Genomic DNA, 16,424 nt, shown 5'->3' with positions numbered 1-16,424 from the left:
CCCAGCGCACAGCTTCGCCGTGCTGGCCGACTGAAGTCGGCGGTCCCAGAGGAACGCACACTCAGCCAGACCGGCGTTCAGCACAGCCCGCTTTTTGGGACCGCCGAATTCATTCGGCAAAGCAGCCTGCAAGGCTGCCGGGGTTGGGTTCTGGGACCGCCGAATTCATTCGGCAGAGCAGCCTGCAAGGCTGCCGGGGTTGGGTTCTGGGCCCGCCGAATTCATTCGGCAAAGCAGCCTGCAAGGCTGCCGGGTTTCCACCCCCACCCCCACCCCAGCGCACAGCTTCGCTGTGCTGGCCGACTGAAGTCGGCGGTCCCAGAGGAACGCACCGTCAGCCAGACCGGCGTTCAGCACAGCCCGCTTTTTGGGACCGCCGACGTGATTGGGTTTTGGGACCCCCATTTGCCGTGCCGGCTACAACAGCATCCGCCGTACATCCCCCAGCAACTCGCCCAGTCGGCGGGTGAAGCGTGCCGCTGCCGCGCCGTTGATCGCTCGGTGATCGTAGGACAGTGACAGCGGCAACATCAGTCGTGGCTGAAAGGCAGCGCCATCCCAGACCGGCTGATGGCTGGCGCGTGACACCCCGAGAATCGCCACCTCCGGCGCATTGACGATCGGGGTAAAGCCGCTGCCGCCAATATGCCCAAGGCTGGTGATGGTAAAGCAGGCGCCCTGCATGGCATCACTGCCGAGCTTCTTGTTGCGCGCCTTCTCCGCCAGCTCTGCCGCCTCGGCAGCCAGCTGCAGCAGCCCCTTGTGCCCGGCATCACGGATCACCGGCACCAGCAGGCCATCCGGGGTATCCACGGCAAAGCCGATATGCACATATTTTTTCTGTACCAGGCGCTTGCCGTCACCCAGCAGTGATACGTTGAACTCCGGCATTTCTTCCAGCAGCCGGGCGCAGGCACTGATCAGGAACGGCAGCAGGGTAAGCTTGACCCCGGCCTGATCGGCGGCGGTTTTCTCGGCCAGACGAAAGGCCTCCAGTTCAGTGATATCGGCCTGATCGAACTGGGTCACATGCGGCACATTCAGCCAGCTGCGGTGCAGGTTGGCCGCGCCCAGTTGTTGCAGGCGGGTCATCTCGCGTATTTCGGTCTCGCCAAAGCGACTGAAGTCGATGCTCGGGATCGGCTCAATGCCGGCACCACCCCCGGCACCCGGCGATTGCAGGGCGCTGCGCACAAAGCCCTGCACGTCCTCCTTGAGAATGCGCTGGTGCGGTCCGCTCGGCTCGACCCGGCCCAGATCCACGCCCAGCTCGCGGGCCAGCCGGCGCACCGCCGGGCCGGCATGCACCCGGGCGGACTCGGCCGGCGCCGAGGTTGGTAGCGCCGTAGGCGCAGGCTTCTCGGTCTGTACTTGAGTCGGTGCCGGCTCAGGCGCACTGGCCGGCTTTTCCGCCGGCTCAGACGCAGCAGCCGGTGCCGGCTCTGAATCAGCTGCTGCCGCAGTACTGTCCTCGCCCGCGTCAACGTCCAGCTCCAGCAACTCGTCGCCTTCCTTCAGACGGTCACCCAGCTTGAACTTCAAGGCCTTGATGGTGCCGGCCCGCGGGCAGGGCACTTCCATGCTGGCCTTGTCCGACTCCAGCACCAGTATCGACTGTTCGGCTTCGACCCGGTCGCCAACCGCAACCATGATTTCTATCACTTCACCGTCGCCGCCAACATCGGGCAGCCTGATCACTTCACTCATCATGCGGCTCCTCAGCAATCCAGCGGGTTGGGTTTTTCCGGGTCGATGCCGAAGGACTTCAGCGCATCGGCCAGCACCTTGGGCTTGATCTCGCCACTCTCGACCAGTGCCGACAGGGCACTGCAGACCACCCAGTAACGGTCCACTTCAAAGAAATGCCGCAACTTGCGCCGGCTGTCGCTGCGACCAAAGCCGTCGGTGCCCAGTACCTTGTAGCAGCCCGGCACCCACTGGCGAATCTGGTCGGCATACAGCTTCATGTAGTCGGTGGCGGCAATCACCGGCCCCTTGCGTTTTGCCAGACTCTGTTCGACATGGCTCTGGCGAGGCTTGCGGGTCGGATGCAGGCGGTTCCAGCGTTCCACCTCCAGGCCGTCACGGCGCAACTCGTTGAAGCTGGTGACGCCCCACACATCGGCACTGACGTTGAAGTCGGCGGCGAGGATTTTTGCCGCCTCGCGCACCTCGCGCAAAATAGTGCCGCTGCCCATCAGCTGCACATGCAGCTTGCCCGGCTTGGCGGCTGGATCGAGCAGGTACATGCCGCGCATGATGCCGTCCTCGACGCCCTCGGGCAGCGCCGGCTGGGCATAGGCCTCGTTCATTATGGTGATGTAGTAGAAGACGTTTTCCTGCTCCTCCATCATCCGCCGCGCACCCTCGCGGATAATCACCGCCAATTCGTAGGCGTAGGTCGGATCATAGCTGCGGCAGTTGGGAATGGTGCTGGCGAGGATGTGGCTGTGACCGTCTTCGTGCTGCAACCCCTCGCCATTGAGGGTGGTGCGCCCGGCGGTGCCGCCGAGCAAAAAGCCCTTGGCGCGGCTGTCACCGGCGGCCCAGGCCAGATCGCCGATGCGCTGAAAGCCGAACATCGAATAGAAGATATAGAACGGCAGCATCGGCTGGTTGTGCGTGCTGTAGGCCGTGCCGGCGGCAATCCAGCTGGACATGGCACCGGCCTCGTTGATGCCTTCCTCAAGGATCTGCCCCTTCTTGTCCTCGTGGTAAAACATCACCTGGTCCTTGTCGACCGGCTCGTACAACTGCCCCACCGAGGAATAGATGCCGAGCTGGCGGAACATGCCCTCCATGCCGAAGGTGCGTGCCTCGTCCGGCACGATCGGCACAATACGCGGCCCCAGCTGCTTGTCCTTGACCAGTTGCGAAAGGATGCGCACAAAAGCCATGGTGGTGGAAATCTCACGCTCGCCGGTGCCATCGAGGATGCTTTTCAGGCTGTCCAGCGGCGGCACCTTGACCGGATGGCTCTCGCGCCGGCGCTGCGGCAGATAACCGCCAAGCGCCTGGCGGCGTTCGTGCAGGTATTTGTATTCCTGGCTGCCGGGTTCGGGTTTGTAGAATGGCAGTTTTTCCAGATCCTCGTCCCTGACCGGTATGTCGAAGCGGTCGCGGAACTTGCGCAGGCTGTCCAGATCGATCTTCTTGGTGTTGTGCGCGGTGTTCTGCGCCTCGCCGGCGGCGCCGGTGCCATAGCCCTTGACCGTCTTGGCCAGAATCACGCTGGGCTGGCCCTGATGGGTAGTGGCGCTGTGGTAGGCGGCATATACCTTGTACGGGTCATGGCCGCCACGGTTGAGCTTCCACAGCTGCTCGTCGGACAGATCCTCAACCATTGCCAGCAGCTTCGGATCAGTGCCGAAGAAATGGCTGCGCACATAGGCACCGTCACGCGCCTTGTAGTTCTGGTAGTCGCCGTCCACCGCCTGTTCCATGCGCTGCTGCAGCAGACCTTCATTGTCTTGGGCAAACAGCGGGTCCCACTGGCGGCCCCAGATGACCTTGATCACGTTCCAGTCGGCGCCGCGAAACACCCCTTCGAGCTCCTGGATGATCTTGCCATTGCCGCGCACCGGGCCATCCAGCCGTTGCAAGTTGCAGTTGACCACGAAGATCAAGTTGTCGAGTTTTTCGCGTCCGGCCAGGGAGATGGCCCCGAGAGATTCCGGCTCGTCGGTCTCGCCATCGCCGACAAAGCACCAGACCTTGCGCTGGCCAGGTTCGATCATTCCGCGATGCTCCAGGTACTTCATAAAACGTGCCTGATAGATCGCCTGGATAGGCCCAAGGCCCATGGACACCGTGGGGAACTGCCAGAAGTCCGGCATCAGCCACGGGTGCGGGTAGGAGGACAGGCCCTGGCCATCGACTTCCTCGCGGAACTTGTCCAGCTGGTCCTCGCTGATGCGCCCCTCTATATAGGCGCGAGCATACACGCCGGGGGAGGCATGGCCCTGGAAGAACACCAGATCGCCTTCCTGCTGGTCGTTGCCGGCCTTGAAGAAGTAGTTGAAGCCGATGTCGTAGAGTGTGGCGCTGGAGGCAAAGGTGGAAATGTGTCCGCCGGCATCCGGATCGCGCAGGTTGGCGCGCATTACCATTGCCAGCGCGTTCCAGCGCACCATCGAACGGATACGCCGCTCCATGAACAGATCGCCCGGCATGCGTACCTCGTGGGTCACCGGGATGCTGTTGCGGTAGGGCGTGTTGATCGAATAGGGCAGGCGGGTGCCAAGGGCGCTGGCGCGGTCACCCAGGCGCGTCAGCAGATAGCGCGCCCGCCGCGGGCCCTCCTGCTCGATCAGCGACTCCAGCGCTTCCAGCCATTCACGGGTTTCCAGCGGATCGACATCATCGTGCGTCATGGCAACTCCCGACCTTGTGGGTCCTGGTTCTTGGTAACTGCCCGCATAGTGGCAGGCAGTGATTGAATACTATCTTGTAGTTTGACTACATTATTGCCTCTGTGACTGCTTGGTCAAGCGTGTTTATGTATATTTTGTGTAGTTTAACTACACGATTCTGGGGCCGCCGAACTCAAGCCTGCCAGCCTGCACGGTCACTGGGGCCGCCGAATTCATTCGGCAGAGCAGCCCACAGGGCTGCCGGGTTTGGGTTCTGGGACCGCCGAATTCATTCGGCCAGCACGGCGAAGCCGTGCGCCGGGTTGCCGGGTTTATTCGGCGGGCCTGTAAGGTCAACCCCGGCAGCCCTGTGGGCTGCTCTGCCGACTAAAGTCGGCGGTCCCAAAAAGCCAACCCAAAAAGCCAACCCAAAAAGCCAACCCAAAAAGCCAACCCAAAAAGCCAACCCACAACCTTGCACCAACCAACCGCAACCCTGCACCAGCTCGCCAGCCTGCACGGTCACTGGGACCGCCGAATTCATTCGGCCAGCACGGCGAAGCCGTGCGCCGGGTTGCCGGGTTTATTCGGCGGGCCTGAAGGTCAACCCCGGCAGCCCTGTGGGCTGCTTTGCCGACTAAAGTCGGCGGTCCCAAAAGGTCAACCCCGGCAGCCCTGTGGGCTGCTTTGCCGACTAAAGTCGGCGGTCCCAAAAGGTCAACCCCGGCAGCCCTGTGGGCTGCTTTGCCGACTAAAGTCGGCGGTCCCAAAAAGCCAACCCAAAAAGCCAACCCCAACCACCCCAAATCCCTGCACCAACCAACCCCCCAGCCCTGCGTCAGTCCCGCGGTAAGTGTTTCGGGGTTTCGCGCAACTGGCTGGCGTGGCACTCTTCAGCATCAGTCAAACAACAGGATAGACCATGAGCTTTACGTCGCCGTCGTCGCTGCCCGCAGAATTGCAGTTGCTCGCCGAACACCATTATTACCGCTGGCTGGAAGCGGTGCAGGCGGCGGGGTTGGAGCAGCGAGTCGCCGAGTTGCATGCCGCCCTGCTGGATGACCTGCCGTTCGTGCTGGCCGGCAGCGACTTCGTCGCCGAACAGCTGCGCCGTGATCCGGGCATGCTCTGGCGGTTGAATGACGGCGACTGGCTGTTGCGCAGCCTGCAACCGAATGAGCTGGCGCAGCAGCTGCGCTTGGCACTGGCTGAGGTCGGCAGCGACGAGGACGCCATCATGGCCGCGCTGCGGCGCTTCCGCCAACAGCAGCAGGTGCGCATCATCTGGCGTGACCTGACGCGGCTGGCGGCCACCATGGAAACCACCGCCGACCTGTCGCAGATGGCCGACTGCTGCATCCAGCAGGCGCTGGACTGGTGCCATGCCCAGGCCGCCGCCAGCTTCGGCACGCCGACCGGCGCGCGCAGTGGCGAGCCGCAGCAACTGGTGGTACTGGGCATGGGCAAGCTGGGCGCTGGGGAACTCAACCTGTCGTCGGATATCGACCTTATTTTCGGTTATGCCGAGGGCGGGGAGACTGAAGGCGCGCGCCGCAGCCTGTCCAATCAGGAGTTCTTTATCCGTGTCGGGCAACGGCTGATCCGTCTGCTGGATGCGATCACCGTGGACGGCTTTGTGTTTCGCGTCGACATGCGCCTGCGCCCCTACGGCGACAGTGGCCCGCTGGTGTTCAGCTTTTCTGCGCTGGAGCAGTACTACCAGAGCCAGGGACGCGACTGGGAACGCTATGCAATGATCAAGGCGCGGGTGGTGGCCGGTGATCAGTTGCACGGTGAAGAGTTGCTGAAAATGCTGCGGCCCTTCGTCTATCGACGCTACCTGGATTTTGCCGCCATCGAGGCGCTGCGCACCCTGAAACAGATGATCCAGCGTGAAGTGCAGCGCAAGGGCATGCAGGACAACGTCAAGCTCGGCAGTGGCGGCATCCGCGAAATCGAATTTATCGGCCAGGCCTTCCAGCTGATCCACGGCGGACGCGACCGCGCCCTGCAGCAGCGGCCGATTCTGGCAGTGCTGGATGTGCTGGCCAGCAATACCTACCTGCCGGATACCGCAGTGGACGAGCTGAAGAGCGCCTACCTGTTCCTGCGCGATGTCGAGCACGCCCTGCAGGCGATCGACGACCGGCAGACCCAGATGCTGCCGGAGGATTCGCGCACACGGTTGCGGATTGCCATGGTCATGGGCTTTGCCGACTGGGACAGCTTTGCTGCCAGCCTTGACCAGCACCGCCAGCGGGTCGCCCTGCATTTTGCCAACGTGATTGCCGATCCGGATGAGGAGCAGCCCGAGGCGCTGCCAAGTTTCGAGGTCTGGTTGCCCTTGTGGCAGAACGACCTGGATCGCGACGCCGCGCTCGAGTTGCTGGAGGAGGCCGGCTTTGCCGATCCCGGCGCAGCCTGGCAGCGCCTGCAGAACCTGCTGGGGTCCTCGCGGGTACGCGCCATGCAGAAGCTCGGCCGTGACCGGCTGGATGTGTTTATGCCACGCCTGCTGGCGGCGCTGAGCGAGCAGGCGGACCCCGACCTGGCGCTGGAGCGGGTGATGCCGCTGGTCGAGGCGGTAGCGCGGCGCTCGGCCTACCTGCTGTTGCTCACGGAAAATCCCCGGGTACTGCGTGAACTGCTGACCCTGTGCAGCGCCAGCCCGTGGATTGCCGAGCAGATTACCCGCTTCCCGGTAGTGATTGACGAGCTGCTGAATGCCGGTCGCCTGTATCGCCCGCCGCAGACCAACGAGCTGGCCGACGAACTGCGCCAGCAACTGCTGCGCATTCCCGAGGACGACCTTGAACAGCAGATGGAAACCCTGCGCTATTTCAAGCGCGCCCACGTACTGCGCGTGGCCGCCTCGGAAATCGCCGGCACCCTGCCATTGATGAAGGTCAGCGACTACCTGACCTGGATTGCCGAGGTGATTTTGCAGCAGGTACTGCAACTGGCCTGGCGTGAACTGGTGCAACGCCATGGCCGCCCGCGCCGGCAGGACGGCACCCCCTGCGAGCTGGATTTCGTCATTCTGGGCTACGGCAAGGTTGGCGGCATCGAACTGGGGCACGGCTCGGACCTGGATCTGGTATTTATCCACGATGCCGACAGCAACGCCGAGACCGATGGCGACCGGCCGATCGATGGCGGCAAGTTCTACACCCGCCTGGGGCAGCGCATCATCCATATCCTCAATGCCCAGACTACCTCGGGAGCACTCTACGATGTCGACATGCGCCTGCGCCCCTCGGGGGACGCCGGTCTGCTGGTAACCTCGCTGCAGGCCTTTGCCCATTACCAGCGCGAGGAAGCCTGGACCTGGGAGCATCAGGCGCTGGTGCGCGCACGGGTGCTGGCCGGCTGCGCGCAACTGGCAGAGCGCTTTGCGGCGATTCGCGGCGAGGTGCTGGGGCGCCAGCGCGACCCGCAGCAGGTGCGCCAGCAAGTGCTGGAGATGCGCGCCAGGATGCGCGACAGCCTGGGCACCCAGTCAACCCATGGCGGCCTTGACGACACGGCCTTTGACGCCACACAGCCGTTTGACCTCAAGCAGGACGCCGGAGGTATCGTCGACATCGAATTTATGGTGCAATATGCCGTTCTGGCCTGGTCGTGCCGGTACCCGCAATTGCTGCGTTATACTGACAACATCCGAATTCTTGACGGGCTGCGTGACGTCGGGCTGCTGTCTGCCGAACAGGTACAGCAGCTTCAGGAGGCTTACAAGGCCTTGCGCGCCGCCGCCCATCGCCTGGCTCTGCAAAACCAGCCACGCATCGTCAGCGGTGACCAGTTGCACGAACAGCGTCGCCTGGTGATGAACGCCTGGCGACAGCTGCTGCAACCGCAGGAGCAGGCCTGAACCCCGACCCGCCGGGCACTGCGGAGAACCGAATTCAATGCAAGATTCCTACAAGTGATGGAGCTGGTTGCTATGTCGATGGCCGATCGTGATGGTGTTATCTGGTTTGATGGTGAAATGCTGCCCTGGCGCGAGGCCAACGTGCATGTACTGACCCATTCGCTGCATTACGGCATGGGCGTGTTCGAAGGCGTGCGCGCCTACAAGACCCCGCAGGGCACCGCGATCTTCCGTCTGGACGCGCACACCGACCGGCTGTTCGACTCCGCCCACATCATGGGCATGAAGATTCCCTTCAACAGGGAACAGCTCAACGAGGCGCAGCGCGCCGTGGTGCGCCAGAACAACCTGGATACCGCCTACATCCGTCCGCTGGTGTTCTACGGATCGGAAGGCATGGGCATCCGTGCCGACAACCTCAAGGTGCACGTAGCCATCGCTGCCTGGCACTGGGGCGCCTACATGGGCGAAGAGGCACTGGAGCGCGGCATCAAGATCCGCACCAGCTCCTTTACCCGTCACCACGTCAACATCACCATGACCCGCGCCAAGGCCAGCGGTGCCTATATGAACTCCATGCTGGCGTTGCAGGAAGCGGTATCCGCTGGTGCCGACGAGGCGCTGCTGCTGGACCCGGAAGGCTATGTGGCTGAAGGCTCCGGCGAGAACGTGTTTATCGTCAAGAATGGTGTGATCTACACCCCGGAAGTCACCGCCTGCCTGAACGGCATCACCCGTGGCACGGTACTGGCACTGGCTGCCGAGTTCGGTATTCCGGTGGTCGAGAAGCGCATCACCCGTGACGAGGTCTATATCGCCGACGAAGCCTTCTTCACCGGTACCGCCGCCGAGGTTACCCCGATCCGCGAGCTGGACAACCGCCAGATTGGTGCTGGCCGTCGTGGTCCGATTACCGAGAAACTGCAGAAGGCCTACTTTGATCTGGTCACCGGCCAGACCAACGCCCACGCCGAATGGCGCACGCTGGTAGGCTGAACCCCGCTTGCGGCTCGAGGCGTGCAGCTAAATTATTATGAAGATCCTGATCGTAGGGCCGAGCTGGGTAGGTGACATGGTGATGGCGCAGACGCTGTTTGTCTGCCTCAAGCAACGCCATGGCGACGCCTGCCTGATCGACGTGCTGGCGCCGGAGTGGAGCCGGCCAATCCTTGAGCGCATGCCCGAGGTCAATCAGGCGCTGAGCTTTCCGCTGGGCCACGGCGTGCTCGATCTGGCCACGCGCCGGCGTATCGGCCAGTCGCTGGCCGGGCGCTACGATCAGGCGATCCTGCTGCCCAATTCGCTGAAATCCGCGCTGGTGCCGTACTTTGCGCGCATCCCCAAGCGCACCGGCTGGCGTGGCGAGATGCGCTACCGGCTGCTGAATGACCTGCGCCTCCTCGACAAACAGCAGTACCCGCTGATGATCGAGCGCTTTATGGCGCTGGCCCATGAGCCGGGTGCGCTTCTGATGCAGCCCTATCCGCGCCCGCAATTGCAGATCGACCCCGCCAGCCGCAGTGCAGCACTTGAGCGTTTTGGTCTGGAACTGGACCGCCCAGTGCTGGCGCTGTGTCCGGGTGCCGAGTTCGGCGAGGCCAAACGCTGGCCCACCGAGCACTACGCCGCGGTGGCCGATGCGAAGATCCGCATGGGCTGGCAGGTCTGGCTGTTCGGCTCGAAGAACGACCATGCAGTGGCCGAGGATATCCGCCAGCGACTGATTCCCGGGTTGCGTGAGGAGTCGGTGAATCTGTGTGGCGAGACCAGCCTGGCCGAGGCGATTGACCTGCTGTCCTGCGCCAGCGCCGTGGTCAGCAACGATTCCGGTTTGATGCATGTGGCTGCCGCGCTGGCGCGCCCACTGGTGGCCGTGTATGGCTCGACCTCGCCGCAGTTCACCCCGCCGCTGGCCGAGCAGGTCGAGATAGTGCGACTGGATCTGGACTGCAGCCCCTGCTTTGAGCGCACCTGCCGTTTCGGTCACTACAACTGCCTGCGTGATCTGCCGGCGCAGCGTGTCATCGATGCTCTCGACCGGCTGGTGGCCGATCCGGCAGAACCGACGGATGTCTGATCCATGCGTGTGCTGCTGATCAAGACGTCGTCGATGGGCGACGTCATCCATACCCTGCCGGCACTTACCGATGCGGCCCGCGCCATCCCCGGCATCCGCTTTGACTGGGTGGTGGAGGAGGGCTTTGCCGAAATCCCACGCTGGCACCCGGCGGTCGAACAGGTGATTCCGGTAGCCATCCGGCGCTGGCGCAAGCACCCGCTGACCACCTGGCGCAGCGGCGAATGGGCGGCGTTCAAGCGCCGTTTGCAGGGTACCCCCTACGATCTGGTGATAGACGCCCAGGGCTTGCTGAAAAGCGCCTGGCTGACCCGCTATGTGAAAGCGCCGGTGGCTGGACTGGATCGTGCCTCGGCGCGCGAGCCGATCGCCAGCCGTTTCTATGACCGCCCGCAAGCGGTGCCCTGGGGCCAGCATGCGGTACAGCGGGTGCGTCAGCTGTTTGCTGGTGCACTGGGCTACCCGCCACCGCCGGAGCAGGGCAGTTACGGCCTTGATCGCCGCCAGCTGGCGGCGGCCGAAAGCGGCAATTATCTGGTATTCCTGCACGGCACTACCTGGACCACCAAACACTGGCCGGAACTCTACTGGCGGCAACTGGCCGAGTTGGCGCTGGCGCAGGGCTGGCAGGTGCGCCTGCCCTGGGGCAGTCAGGCCGAGCAGGCGCGTGCCGAGCGGATTGCCACCGGGCTGCCCGGTGTCGAGGTATTGCCGCGGCTGAATCTGGCCGGCGTGGCCGGCGTGCTGGCTGGCGCGCGCGCCTGTGTGGCGGTGGATACCGGGCTCGGGCATCTGGCCGCGGCGCTTGATGTACCCACGCTGTCATTGTTTGGCCCGACCAATCCGGGTTGGACCGGGGCCTGGGGCGCCGCCCAGCAGCATTTGGCCAGCGACTTTGCCTGCGCCCCCTGCCTGAAAAAGACCTGCAACTATCAGCCGAGCGAGGAAGAGCGCGGGCGTTTTGATCTGCAGCGCGAGCAGCCGCTATGCTTTACCCGACTGGCACCACCCCGGGTGCTGGAAGCCCTGCAAACCCTGCTGACTGCCACGGAAACCCGCTGATGCAACTGGCCTTTGTGCTCTACAAGTATTTTCCCTTTGGTGGCCTGCAGCGCGACTTTATGCGCATTGCCCAGGTCTGCCAGCAGCGCGGTCACCGTATCCGGGTTTACACGCTGATCTGGGAAGGCGAGGTGCCCGAGGGCTTCGAGGTGCTGGTGGCACCGGTCAAGGCCTTCTCCAACCATAGGCGCAACGAGAAATTCACTGCCTGGCTGCAGGCCGATCTGGCCAAACGCCCGGTCGACCGGGTGGTTGGCTTCAACAAGATGCCGGGGCTGGATGTGTATTACGCCGCCGATCCCTGCTTCGAGGACAAGGCGCAAACCCTGCGCAATCCACTGTACCGCTTCGGCCCGCGCTACCGGCATTTTGCCGACTATGAGCGGGCCGTGTTCTCGCCGGCCTCGCGCACGCAGATCCTGATGATCTCCGAAGTGCAGCAGCCGTTGTTTATGCAGCACTACCGCACCCCGGCCGAACGCTTTCACCTGCTGCCACCGGGGATTGCCGCAGACCGCCGGGCGCCGCCGAATGCCGCCGGGATTCGCCGCGAGTTCCGCCGCGAATTCAACCTGACGGACGACCAGCTACTGCTGGTGCAGATAGGCTCGGGGTTCAAGACCAAGGGCCTGGATCGCAGCCTGAAGGCGCTCGCCAGCCTGCCATCGGCGCTGCGCCAGCGCACCCGGCTGATGGTTATCGGTCAGGACGATCCCACGCCCTTCAAGCTGCAGGTCAAGGCCCTTGGTATTGGCGAGCAGGTCAGCTTTCTCAAGGGGCGCAGCGATATCCCACGGTTTTTGCTGGGTGCCGACCTGTTGATTCACCCGGCCTACAACGAGAACACCGGCACCGTACTGCTGGAAGCGCTGGTCGCCGGCCTGCCGGTACTGGTTACCGATGTTTGCGGCTATGCCCATTACATCGAGGAAGCCGACTGCGGCCGGGTGCTGCCAGGCCCGTTCAGCCAGACAGACCTGGACCAGACGTTACAGCAGATGCTGCAGGACCCCGAAGCGCGTCAGCGCTGGCAAGCCAATGCCCTGGCCTATGCCGGGCAGGCCGATCTGTACAGCCTGCCCGAGCGTGCTGCCGACGTGATTCTGGGGCCGCCGGCATGATGCGGGTAATGCTGGAAGAGCCATTCAAAAGTGCCTGGGCCGGCCAGGACCCCTTTGTTGCGGTCGAGCAGTTGCAGGGCGAGGTATTCCGCGAACTGGAAGCGCGCCGCACCCTGCGTACCGAGGTCGACGGGCGTGGCTACTTCGTCAAGATCCATCGCGGCATTGGCTGGGCAGAGATAGTCAAGAACTGGCTGAGCCTGCGTGCCCCGGTGCTGGGCGCCGCCCGCGAATGGCAGGCCATCCAGCTACTGGCCAGGGTCGGCGTGCCGAGCATGACCGCTGTGGCCTTTGGCGAGCGCGGGCATAATCCAGCGCGACAGCACTCCTTTATCATCACCGAGGAGCTGGCGCCGACCATCAGCCTTGAGGACTACAGCCGCGACTGGCCGAGCCAGCCGCCGCCACCGGCGATGAAATGGGCGCTGATCAACCGGGTGGCCGGCATGACTGCGGCCATGCATGCGGCCGGCATCAACCACCGCGACTGCTATATCTGCCACTTTCTGCTGCACCTGGATCAGCCACCGACGCCGGACAGCCTCACGTTGTCACTGATCGACCTGCACCGCGCCCAGCTGCGCCGCCGGGTGCCACGGCGCTGGCGCAACAAGGATCTGGCCGGCCTGTATTTCTCCGCCCTGCAGATCGGCCTGACCCGCCGGGACAAGCTGCGCTTTCTGTCAGCCTATTTCCAGCGCCCGTTGCGCCAGGTACTCAAGGAAGAAGCCAGCCTGCTGCGTTGGCTGGAGCGCAAGGCACAGCGCCTGCAGGCGCGTTTTGAACGCAAGTACGCCCCGGGAGGGCAGTGATGCAGCGCTGGACGCTCAACCCCGAGTACGCCACTGGTGAAAGTGGCCGGCTGTTTGCCGATCTGGACAGCGTATTTGCGCTGGAAGGCGAGTACATCACCCGCGACCCGCTGAGCAGCGTGCACCGCATTCATGTCGGTGACCGCCACTACTACGTCAAGCGCTACCATGGGGCCGGCAAACACCTGCGGCGCTGGCTGGGCCGCCCACGGGTGCAGGCCGAATGGGAAAACCTGCTGCACTTTCATGCCTGGGGCATACCGGCCGCCACTGTGGTCGGTTTTGGTCAGGAGCGACGCGCTGGTGCCTTTGTGCGTGGTGCCCTGATTACCGAGGAACTGCGCGACACCAGCGACCTGGCGCGCCTGGCCAAGGCCAATCATCCCTGCCTGAAGGACCCGCACTGGGTTGGCCGGGTGGTCCATCAGCTGGCGCACGCTACACGCATGATGCACGCCCAGGGCTTTGTACATAACGACCTGAAGTGGCGCAACGTACTGGTGGATGACCAGCCCTTGCCCGGTTTGTGGCTGATCGACTGCCCCGGTGGCAGCTTCTGGTGGGGGCCGTTCCTGGAACACCGCAAGATCAAGGACCTGGCCTGCCTCGACAAGCTGGCCAAGCTGCATCTCAGCCGCACCCAGCGCCTGCGCTTCTACCGCATCTGGGCCGGCTGCCAGCGCCTGCAGGTGGCTGATCGCCAGCGTATCCGCGCCATCCTCGACTATTTCAAGGGACGTGAATGAGCAGTGACTTCATCGCCGTAAATGCCCGCGCCGTGCTGGAACAGCACGGGCTGGACTCCTTCGAGGCGCTCTGGGCGCTCAAGCTGGATGCGGTGGATGCGCCGAATACCGGGCGCGGCGGCTGGAGCAGCGTGTACCGGCTGGAACTGGCGGGTGCCAGCGGGCAGACCCAGGCCTTCTACCTGAAACGCCAGCTCAACCACCTGACCCGAAACCTTGGCCACCCACTCGGTGAGCCGACCTTTGCCCGTGAGTTTCGCGCCATCCAGCAGTTTGCCGGGCTTGGCATTCCGGCACTGGAGGCGGCTTTTTTTGGTCAGCGTCGGGTCGCTGAGGGCCAGCAGGCGATTCTGCTGACCCGCGCACTGGACAGCTACCGACCACTGGATGAATGGTTTGCCGACTGGCACAGCGTCGACTTCCGTGCCCGGCGCGACATTATCCTCGCCAGCGCCGCGCTGGTACGCGCCCTGCACAACACCGGGCGCATCCATAACTGCCTGTATCCCAAGCACATCTTTGCCCGGGTTGATGGCGACGGCGCCGGCGCCCGGCTGATCGACCTGGAAAAGACCCGCCGCGCCTGGCTCGGCCAGCGCGACTTTGTCCGTGACCTGGAAACCCTGCAGCGGCGCAGTCAGGGCCCCAGTCGCAGCGAGCGCCTGCGCTTTCTGCTGGCATGCCTGGGGCAGCGCCGCCTGAACGATCAATCCCGGAAAATAATCGCCGCCATCACCCGCCGCCAGCGTGGCAAGCAGGAGAGCAAGGCATGACCAGCGCCTTCAGCCTGCGTAGCCAAGGTCGGCAGCCCCCATTGCCACTCAGTCTGGCCTTGCCGCAGGGTGAACTGCACATCGAGCAATGGCTGCGCATTTTGCCGCGCAAACGGCTGGTCGGGCGCGGCCTGCTGAATGGTAAGCCGGTGCTGGTCAAACTCTTTATTGCCCAAGCGGCCGCGCGCCACTGGCAACGGGAAAGCGACGGCCTGCGCGCCCTGCGCGACGCCGGGTTGCCAACACCGGCACTGCACGCCGAAGGGCAATTGTCGGGCGATCTGTACTACCTGGTTACTGAATTCCTGCAGGATGCCCGGACACTGGAGCAGTTGTGGCAGCAACTGCCGGGCCGCAACCCCGGCCAGCCACAGGCAATGGCGCTGCTGGGCGCTGCCCTGCGCAGTCTGGCCGCGCTGCACCGGCAGGGGCTGGTGCAGCATGACCTGCATCTGGGCAACTTTCTGCAGCAGGGCGAGCAGCTCTACCTGATTGACGGCGATGCCATCAGCGCGGTCAGCCCCGGTCAGCCGCTGCCGGCGGCACAGGCCGAAGACAACCTGGCGCTGCTGTTTGCCCAATTGCAACCGCACTGGGATGAACTGAGCGAGTTGCTACTGATTGACTACCTGCAAGTGAATGCCGAACGCGCCCTTAACCCGGACCGGCTGCAACAGCACATTGCCAGGGCCCGCCAGCACCGCCTGCGTGACTGGCTGGACAAGGCCCTGCGTGACTGCAGCGCCTTTGCCGTTGAGCGCAACTGGTGGCGCTTTTGCAGCGTGCAACGCAGTCAGCGCGACGCACTGGCCCCCTTGCTGCAAAACCCCGACAGCGCCTTTACCAGCCATCCATCACTGAAAGATGGCGGCAGCAGCAGCGTCACACGGGTAGAGCAGGGCGGCCACAGTCTGGTGGTCAAACGCTACAACATCAAGGGGCTTGGCCACTGGCTACGCCGCTGCCTGCGCCCCAGCCGCGCCTGGCACAGCTGGCTGGCAGCCCAGCGCCTGCAGTTTCTCGGCATCGCCACCCCGGCCCCCCTGGCAATGATCGAAAGCCGCTTCGGCCCACTGCGCCGGCGCGCCTGGCTGGTCACCGAATACCGCCAGGGCCAAAACCTGCTGGAGCTGTTTGGCGAAGACGGCCAAAGCCTGCCCACTACCGAACAACAACAAGCCCTGCTGCAACTGATGCAGCAACTGACCGACGCACACATCAGCCACGGCGACTTCAAAGCCACCAACCTGCTCTGGCACAACGGCCAGGTATGGCTGATCGACCTCGACGCCATGCAAACCCACAAAACCCGCACCAGCTGGCAACCCGCCTGGCAAACCGACCGCCAACGCCTCATCCGCAACTGGCCCGAAAACACCCCTCTCCACACCTGGCTAAAAACCCACCTCCCCCAATAACCCCACCAAATTCGCCCTTCTGGGACCGCCGAATTCATTCGGCAAAGCAGCCCACAGGGCTGCCGCCTTACCCATCCAGCCCCACCAAATTCGCCCTTCTGGGACCGCCGAATTCATTCGGCAAAGCAGCCCACAGGGCTGCCAATCCAAATAAAAAGCCACCAAATCGCCACTCCCCCCAACCACCCATCA

At 63.8% G+C, this 16,424-nt stretch carries 10 protein-coding genes and 1 pseudogene; 9 read left to right on the top strand and 2 right to left on the bottom strand.

Annotated elements, in window-relative coordinates:
- Positions 1–417 precede the first annotated feature (417 nt).
- A pseudogene (gene aceF, locus BMZ23_RS11315) lies at positions 418–1,791 on the bottom strand (dihydrolipoyllysine-residue acetyltransferase); the annotation flags it as partial.
- Positions 1,719–4,373, bottom strand: a complete 2,655-nt coding sequence (aceE, locus tag BMZ23_RS11310; RefSeq protein ID WP_093477114.1) for a pyruvate dehydrogenase (acetyl-transferring), homodimeric type — start codon at positions 4,371–4,373, stop codon at positions 1,719–1,721. The gene aceE and the pseudogene aceF, both read right to left, overlap by 73 nt.
- Before the next feature lie 901 nt (positions 4,374–5,274).
- Between aceE and glnE the strand changes: the two genes are divergently transcribed.
- The 9 genes from glnE (at position 5,275) to BMZ23_RS11265 (ending at position 16,232) form a co-directional block, all read left to right on the top strand.
- Positions 5,275–8,223 (top strand): bifunctional [glutamate--ammonia ligase]-adenylyl-L-tyrosine phosphorylase/[glutamate--ammonia-ligase] adenylyltransferase, encoded by a 2,949-nt coding sequence (glnE, locus tag BMZ23_RS11305; protein ID WP_093477111.1) that lies wholly within the window; start codon positions 5,275–5,277, stop codon positions 8,221–8,223.
- 72 nt (positions 8,224–8,295) lie between these two features.
- The gene (locus BMZ23_RS11300) at positions 8,296–9,219 is read left to right on the top strand and encodes a branched-chain amino acid transaminase (RefSeq protein ID WP_093477168.1); all 924 of its coding nucleotides are present in this window, start codon (positions 8,296–8,298) and stop codon (positions 9,217–9,219) included.
- A 37-nt stretch (positions 9,220–9,256) separates the two neighbouring features.
- Positions 9,257–10,300 carry a lipopolysaccharide heptosyltransferase II gene (waaF, locus tag BMZ23_RS11295; RefSeq protein ID WP_093477109.1) on the top strand — a complete coding sequence of 348 codons (1,044 nt, stop codon included), beginning with the start codon at positions 9,257–9,259 and terminating at the stop codon, positions 10,298–10,300.
- A 3-nt stretch (positions 10,301–10,303) separates the two neighbouring features.
- The gene (waaC, locus tag BMZ23_RS11290; RefSeq protein ID WP_093477105.1) at positions 10,304–11,362 is read left to right on the top strand and encodes a lipopolysaccharide heptosyltransferase I; all 1,059 of its coding nucleotides are present in this window, start codon (positions 10,304–10,306) and stop codon (positions 11,360–11,362) included.
- Entirely contained in the window at positions 11,362–12,483 is a 1,122-nt protein-coding gene (locus BMZ23_RS11285) for a glycosyltransferase family 4 protein (RefSeq protein WP_093477101.1), read from the top strand. Before waaC ends, BMZ23_RS11285 begins: the two co-directional genes overlap by 1 nt.
- Positions 12,483–13,295: a lipopolysaccharide core heptose(I) kinase RfaP gene (rfaP, locus tag BMZ23_RS11280; protein ID WP_093477164.1), complete on the top strand. Its 813-nt coding sequence runs from the start codon at positions 12,483–12,485 to the stop codon at positions 13,293–13,295. Before BMZ23_RS11285 ends, rfaP begins: the two co-directional genes overlap by 1 nt.
- The gene (locus tag BMZ23_RS11275; protein WP_093477096.1) at positions 13,295–14,041 is read left to right on the top strand and encodes a lipopolysaccharide kinase InaA family protein; all 747 of its coding nucleotides are present in this window, start codon (positions 13,295–13,297) and stop codon (positions 14,039–14,041) included. Before rfaP ends, BMZ23_RS11275 begins: the two co-directional genes overlap by 1 nt.
- A complete protein-coding gene (locus BMZ23_RS11270; protein WP_093477091.1) occupies positions 14,038–14,814 on the top strand; it encodes a lipopolysaccharide kinase InaA family protein in 777 nt (258 codons plus the stop codon). The genes BMZ23_RS11275 and BMZ23_RS11270 overlap by 4 nt, the downstream gene beginning before the upstream one ends.
- Positions 14,811–16,232 (top strand): lipopolysaccharide kinase InaA family protein, encoded by a 1,422-nt coding sequence (locus BMZ23_RS11265; RefSeq protein WP_177197276.1) that lies wholly within the window; start codon positions 14,811–14,813, stop codon positions 16,230–16,232. Before BMZ23_RS11270 ends, BMZ23_RS11265 begins: the two co-directional genes overlap by 4 nt.
- Positions 16,233–16,424: the final 192 nt, after the last annotated feature.

Origin of the sequence: Halopseudomonas yangmingensis (assembly GCF_900114825.1) — a bacterium.
In the GTDB taxonomy this organism is placed as follows: Bacteria; Pseudomonadota; Gammaproteobacteria; order Pseudomonadales; family Pseudomonadaceae; genus Halopseudomonas; species Halopseudomonas yangmingensis.
Note: the sequence above shows the minus strand (reverse complement) of the source record. Positions and strands in the feature narration are given on the sequence as shown.

Bases quoted from the DNA above. Each gene is read 5' to 3' on its own strand.
- aceE (WP_093477114.1), bottom strand. From the start codon at position 4,373: ATGACGCACGATGATGTCGATCCGCTGGAAACCCGTGAATGGCTGGAA.
- waaF (WP_093477109.1), top strand. From the start codon at position 9,257: ATGAAGATCCTGATCGTAGGGCCGAGCTGGGTAGGTGACATGGTGATG.
- waaC (WP_093477105.1), top strand. From the start codon at position 10,304: ATGCGTGTGCTGCTGATCAAGACGTCGTCGATGGGCGACGTCATCCAT.
- BMZ23_RS11270 (WP_093477091.1), top strand. From the start codon at position 14,038: ATGAGCAGTGACTTCATCGCCGTAAATGCCCGCGCCGTGCTGGAACAG.
- rfaP (WP_093477164.1), top strand. From the start codon at position 12,483: ATGCGGGTAATGCTGGAAGAGCCATTCAAAAGTGCCTGGGCCGGCCAG.
- BMZ23_RS11265 (WP_177197276.1), top strand. From the start codon at position 14,811: ATGACCAGCGCCTTCAGCCTGCGTAGCCAAGGTCGGCAGCCCCCATTG.
- BMZ23_RS11275 (WP_093477096.1), top strand. From the start codon at position 13,295: ATGCAGCGCTGGACGCTCAACCCCGAGTACGCCACTGGTGAAAGTGGC.
- BMZ23_RS11300 (WP_093477168.1), top strand. From the start codon at position 8,296: ATGTCGATGGCCGATCGTGATGGTGTTATCTGGTTTGATGGTGAAATG.
- glnE (WP_093477111.1), top strand. From the start codon at position 5,275: ATGAGCTTTACGTCGCCGTCGTCGCTGCCCGCAGAATTGCAGTTGCTC.
- BMZ23_RS11285 (WP_093477101.1), top strand. From the start codon at position 11,362: ATGCAACTGGCCTTTGTGCTCTACAAGTATTTTCCCTTTGGTGGCCTG.